The organism is Moorena sp. (genome assembly GCF_982860115.1).
The window spans coordinates 1-5,403 of sequence record NZ_CEYLVT010000345.1 but is presented as its reverse complement, the minus strand read 5'-3'; the positions used below and the strand labels follow the sequence as shown (position 1 = coordinate 5,403).

General features: G+C 46.4%; 3 protein-coding genes. All 3 read left to right on the top strand.

The window, feature by feature from the left end; translation table 11 throughout:
* Nucleotides 1-218 precede the first annotated feature (218 nt).
* The 3 genes from AC4II3_RS30895 to AC4II3_RS30885 all read left to right on the top strand — a co-directional run bounded on the left by AC4II3_RS30895 (nt 219) and on the right by AC4II3_RS30885 (nt 5,019).
* Nucleotides 219-1,049, top strand: coding sequence for a cyanoexosortase B system-associated protein (locus tag AC4II3_RS30895; RefSeq protein ID WP_488013878.1), 831 nt, complete (start codon nt 219-221; stop codon nt 1,047-1,049).
* Nucleotides 1,050-1,216: 167 nt separating this feature from the next.
* Nucleotides 1,217-2,617, top strand: a complete 1,401-nt coding sequence (locus AC4II3_RS30890; RefSeq protein ID WP_488013876.1) for a polysaccharide biosynthesis/export family protein — start codon at nt 1,217-1,219, stop codon at nt 2,615-2,617.
* Nucleotides 2,618-2,850: 233 nt separating this feature from the next.
* Entirely contained in the window at nt 2,851-5,019 is a 2,169-nt protein-coding gene (locus AC4II3_RS30885) for a GumC family protein (protein ID WP_488013874.1), read from the top strand.
* Nucleotides 5,020-5,403 lie beyond the last annotated feature (384 nt).

Here is a 5,403-nt window from a genome sequence, read left to right as displayed (position 1 = left end):
AAACGCGCCCCGCGTGGCCTTTTGGCCAAGGCCAAAGCCTGTGCCACAAAGCTGAGCGCTGAGCCCTGAGCGCTGAATGCTTACGCATCAAGATTAAACGTTATAGTTTTTACTTAAATGAGGTACAAAATTGTAGAATTTTCGGGAACATTAATCCCCATTAATAATGGAATAGGGAATTAAAAGAAGTACCTCATAAATATGATAAATTCTATAGAATGATGAAATCAGTAAGTTTAATTAAGTTAATCCAGCCCTGGCAAATCTCCAGGGGAGTCTTACTGGTGTTGCTATTAGTCTTGGTAATAATCGGAGCAGTACCAGGTTACTTGACAGGAAACTGGCCTTGGGCAAAACTGCCACCAGTGACTAACCTCCAACAGATAAAAGTTATCCGCAAGACGGGTATAGAACTATCTGACTGGCAAACTGTTGAGCAACAAACCATCAGGATTGGCGGCCATAAATGGTCATTGCAGTTCATAGAGCAGGATCAGCAAAAACCAGTGTGGTTATTTTTGCTTCCCCAAAATGGTCCTAAATCCCAGCCACAGGTAGAATGGGAAGATATTAGCGGATTTATGAGACAACGATTGGGACAATGGAAGACGGATTCTTATAGTCAAATCAAATTTGTGGTCAACGGATCTGATGTTGAGGGGAAGACCGAGGCTGATCCGACCATCACAACCCAGCCCAAAAGCCACCCCAAAAGTGTGGTTAACGCCCGTTTCTTTCGTGCGTGGAATCAGCGGCAAACCTTCGCAATAGTACAATGGTATGCTTGGCCAGAGGGTGGTAATCCTGCTCCTAGCCGTTGGTTCTGGGCTGATCAATTGGCTCAGTTACACCGGAAACGGGTGCCTTGGGTTGCGGTGAATATCCAAATTCCCATAGAACCTTTGGGTGATCTTGAAAATTATAGGCCAATAGCCGAATCTCTCAGTAAAATAGTTCAGACTGCTTTGATGAGCGATCCTTTTGCGGAGGAAGCTAGTAGTATTGAAAGTATGAAGGATCAAGGCTCAAAGATGAAGGCTCAAGGATGAGGCATCAAGGATCAAGGATGAAATCGGTTGATTGCTGGAACACTTAGGGTTGACTAAAACGTTTATCGACAACTAGAAGTTAAACGTCAGACTTGCCTCTTCAGACTTTCTACTTGCCACTTCAGACTTGAGATTTCAGACTTGAGATGATACGTGACCATTGGAAAATGACAACTGACACCCACAGGTTTGGTAACCAAGTTCTGAATTTATCTTTGTTTGGGGGTACCGTCTTATTCTCGCTGGTTAGTTCTGGAGTTTGGGTCAGCCCTGGTTTGGCTAAGCTTGTCGGAAATTTACCGACATCGGTGCAAAATCTTGGGGATGGGATTAGCGATCGCGCTCAGTTGCCTACGTTTAGTTCCATGGAACGGGAAACAAGGGAAACTGTTGAATCAGGGGAAAGGGAAAGGACTGAACTCGAAACCTCTGAAACCACCCCTGAGACCACCCCTGAGACCACCCCTGAGACCACCCCTGAGACCACCCCTGAGACCATAGAGGTAACGGAAACGTTGCCACCTCCACCACCGTTGAGCAACCCTGAACCGGTCTCCGAGGAGAATCGATTAGAACAGTTGGAGGAAATGTTACCTCCTTTGGGCTACCCAGAGACTCTGTCAGAGGTGAGTCCATCTGATGAATTTAATCGCCACTACCTAGGGCGAGAAGATGTAATCGCAGTGAGTGTGACAAATTTTCCGAATCTGGCTTTTCAAAGTGCTATTGATTCTGACGGAAATATTGTGGTACCACTGTTCGGTAAGCTACGAGTGGTGGGACTTACTCTAGAGGCGGCTCAAGATGTAATTCAAAATGTCTTAAATGAATTTGTGATTGATCCTGAAGTAGTTGTGAGCCTACTGAGTACACCACAGGTTCAGATTACGGTGAGTGGTGAGGTGTTTCGACCAGGCTATTACCCCCTGGCACCAGGAACTCAACCGAATCAAGCCCTTACTGCTGCGGGTGGTACGACTACGATTGCTGATTTGCGGACTATTTTGATTCGTCGTAAGTCGGTGGTGAATAATTCCATCATTGAGCGAGAAATTGATTTGCTGACACCGCTGCAAAATGGGACAACTCCATCGGAATTGAACCTCCGGGATGGGGATGCTATTATTGTGCGAAAGTTGGAGGTGGGTAATACTACCGATTATGATCGGCAGCTGGTAGCTCGTTCTAATCTAGCTCAACAACAAATCAGCGTTCGAGTGTTGAGCTATCCTAATGGCACAATTGGTAACTTGACATTAGCTAATGGTAGTACGTTTATTGATGCCTTAACAGCAATTTCTCCTAACCCAGATAATGCTGATTTGGATAGCATTGCCTTAATTCGTTTTGATCCAGAACAGGGCAAAGCAGTTACTCAAAAGCTAGACGGGGAAAAGCTACTAAAGGGTGATGTTTCCCAAAATGTGCCACTTCAAAATGACGATGTGATCGTGGTGGGTCGAAGTCTTGTTGCTAAGATTTCTGCCGCTCTGAGTCTAGTGACTCGACCCTTTAGTGATTTTCTGGGATTCCAGAACTTTTTTGAGGAAATACAAGACCTGTTTTGAAAAGCTTTGGGTATGACGGGAGCAGAAATCGATGGAACCTCTCCCCTAGGGGGTTACCTTTTCCATCGACAGGACAAAAATCTCCGGATACCTTAATGAATGGACAGAAAACTCCAGTAGCTGTCTTGGTTTGTAACTGGTGCTCAGAGTCCCTGTTGACTCAGCGGTAAAAATAGGAATAGGCTAGAGGATTTTTTCGATCACTGCTGCCTTAACAATAGCAAAAATTACTTATGACTCCCCCTTTTGTCACACGTTACCTGATTGCTCTCAATCAGCATAAGTTAATTGGCTTTGCCACGTTTTTCCTGATTACCGGCATATCCGGCATTGTGGCTATACAGCCAACGCCAGCTCCGATTTACCGAGCTGAAGGTCGCTTGATATATACCACTCCTGTGAAGGTATTTTCCCAGACAGGGGTACAGATTTCAGAACAGGGTAAACAAAGGGCGACACCGGAAACGCTGCTGGCAGACAATGTGGTTAAGGAAGTAGCAGCTGGGATGCAAGTCAGCTCCAAAGACATTGTTAAAAATACAGTGGTGAAATTGCCAAAGCCAGAAGGACCACAATTTATTTCGGTAATCTATAGGGATAAGAATAAGGAAATTTCTGCAACCATTGTCCAAATGCTGATGGAGAGAATGGTGGAGCAGAGCCGTTTTATCAACACATCACAACTAAGACGGATTATTAAAGTAATAGAAGAACGTTTGCCTCAGGCGGAGCAGGAACTAAGGGAAGCGGAACAAAAACTGGAACAGTATGACCGTGTACAAGGACCAGCTTTATTTGCTGCTCAAGATGGGACGTTGGTGGGTGGGATAACTGGTAGCCAACAACAACAACGTAGTCTTGAGATACAGCTAGAGGGGGTTGAAGCTCAGTATTCTAGCTTAATCGAACGGCTAGGTTTGACCCCTGACCAAGCCTATACGTCTTCTGCCCTTAGTGCTGACCCGATCATTGCTAGTCTGCGAGCTCAGATTCTGGATACTGAGACACAGATGGAACTGCTAAAGGGGCAGTTGCGTCCGCAACATCCAACTATGATTGAGTTGCGCAAACAGCAACAGACTTACGAGACTTTACTTCAGAATCGTGCTGGTGAAGTTCTCGGTGGTAATGGGTTTACCTCCCCATTGCCCAGTCAAATCCGCCAAGACAGTACCCTGGACCCGGCACGGCAGGCACTGGCTAATCAGTTGGTAGCTCTGCAAACCCAGCGGGAAGCACTTCAACGGCAGTTGACAGCTACCGAAAGAACGGAACAGGAACTAAGACAGCAATATCAGCAGCTGCCCAATAAGCAGCTGGAGCGAGGGCGACTGGCTCAGCAAGTTGCTTTTAAGCAGGAATTTTACAATCGGTTGCAGGCGGCATTAGCAGATAGCAAAATAGCTGAGGCAGAGACTGAGAGTAGTCTTGCGATCGCTGGGATTGCAGAACCTAGAGCACTTCAGGCCCAGACAGCAAGTAATCCGATCGTTACCGTGGCAATAGGTGGTGTAATCGGTATTGTTGTAGGTGCTGGTGTGATTCTGCTGCTATCAACCCTGGATAATACCTTACACACGCCAGAGGATATTAAGCCCATACTTCGGGACAATGGTGTGCCATTACTGGGGGATTTACCGACAATCGGTCTCAAGTCCTACCGGGGTGAAGCTGCTATAATAACTCGACCAGAGGCTTTGGAGTTGGAGTTATACGAACGGTTCCGCACTAATCTTCGTTTGCGGGAGGAACCTGCGGTAAAAGTGGTGTTGGTGACTAGTACGGCAGGGAATGAAGGAAAGACGATCGTGGCTTACAATTTAGCGATCGCATCTGCCCAAGCCGGTATGCGTACTCTGTTGGTAGAAGGGGATTTGCGATCGCATTCTGTCGCTCAATCTCAAGACGTGATTCACCTGATGGACGCGCCACTGGAACCTTTGCGCTTCTATGGCTCTAAGAGTGAATGTATTCATTTAGCCCAAGATTTTGAAAATCTCTACATTCTCCCTAGTCTCGGTCCCCAGCGCAAAGCTGCGGGGATCCTAGAATCGAGTGAAATGAAGCATTTGCTGGAAGATGCTCGTGGTCGCTTTGATTTTGTGGTGGTTGATTCTCCTAGTCTCTCCCGTTGTAATGATGCCCTATTACTACAACCATTTACTGATGGGATTGTGTTAGTTACTCGACCAGGCTATACCCAGGGAAGTATTTTATCTCAGGTAATCGAAGAGTTAGAGGAAAACGAGGTACTGTTGGGAGCAGTTATCAACGATATCAAGCAGCTACAACCCCCTGTTCCCGTAGATACTGGTAGGGGGTATCCAACGGTAGATACCCCTGTGGATCAAACCCCAGCAGAGAACCATAAAGTTACTAGTGGAGTAGGGAGTAGGGAATAGGGAAAGACAGGGAAGTGTGGGAAGTGTGGGAAGTGTGGGAGGTGTGGGGAATTTAGAAGTTAGAAGTTAGAAGTTAGAAGTTAGAAGTTAGAAGTTAGAATTTAGAATTTAGAATTTAGAATCGAGAATGGGCGAATTTAGTAGGGAGTAGGGAGTAGCTAACTTGGGTAGGTTTTTTACATTTGGGTCAAACCCACCCCCAACCCCTGACCGGTCGGGGGCGGTACACAGGGAGAGGAAAAGGAAAACAACTTAGGTGCGCTTGACCTATTAAGAATTAAATTCGCCACGGGTCGCACCTGAAAAAGCGCTGCATCGCTTTCTTATCCCCCACACCCCACACCCCACACCCCACACCTGAGGTCAAAGTAAAAAACCTACCCT

Coding starts and splice junctions, on each gene's coding strand:
- AC4II3_RS30895 (WP_488013878.1), top strand. CDS start 219: ATGATGAAATCAGTAAGTTTAATTAAGTTAATCCAGCCCTGGCAAATC.
- AC4II3_RS30890 (WP_488013876.1), top strand. CDS start 1,217: ATGACAACTGACACCCACAGGTTTGGTAACCAAGTTCTGAATTTATCT.
- AC4II3_RS30885 (WP_488013874.1), top strand. CDS start 2,851: ATGACTCCCCCTTTTGTCACACGTTACCTGATTGCTCTCAATCAGCAT.